Genomic DNA, 497 nt, shown 5'->3' with positions numbered 1-497 from the left:
CCGCTACATGGCCGCCTACGCCCTGTTCAACCAGGCCGTCGCCGATCATCTGGGGCTCCACCCGACCGACGTGCAGTGCCTGAGCCTGCTCAGCCTCGAGGAGCGGCCGGTGACCACCGGGCGGGTCGCCGAACTGACCGGGCTCACCACGGGCTCGGCGACCCGGCTCGTCGACCGCCTCGAACGGGCCGGGTACGTGACGCGTGAACGGGACGCCGAGGACCGGCGCCGGGTCCTGGTGGCCCTCGTGCCCGAGCGGATCGCGGAGCTCGGCGACCTGTGGCGCAAGCTCAACGGCACCTGGGGCACGATGTTCGACGTGTACAGCGACGCCGAGATCGCGCTGCTCACCGCCCATATGCGGCGCACCGTCGAGGTCAGCAACGCCCAGATCGAGCGCCTGCGCGGCGGCGACCTGGCCTGACCGGCGCCACGGCGGGCCCGAGGCCGGAACGGGGCCGGACCGGCCGGAGGCGGGCCGCAGCCGGGTGTCAGAC

General features: G+C 73.8%; 1 protein-coding gene. It reads left to right on the top strand.

Features of this window, described 5'->3' with window-relative positions; translation table 11 throughout:
- Window positions 1–424, top strand: a 424-nt coding sequence (locus OQ02_RS39240) for a MarR family winged helix-turn-helix transcriptional regulator (RefSeq protein ID WP_033443758.1), incomplete at its 5' end; no start/stop codon positions are given.
- Window positions 425–497: the final 73 nt, after the last annotated feature.

Source organism: Saccharothrix sp. NRRL B-16314, from assembly GCF_000716595.1.
GTDB lineage: Bacteria > Actinomycetota > Actinomycetes > Mycobacteriales > Pseudonocardiaceae > Actinosynnema.
This window is presented reverse-complemented; position numbering and strand designations above follow the sequence as displayed.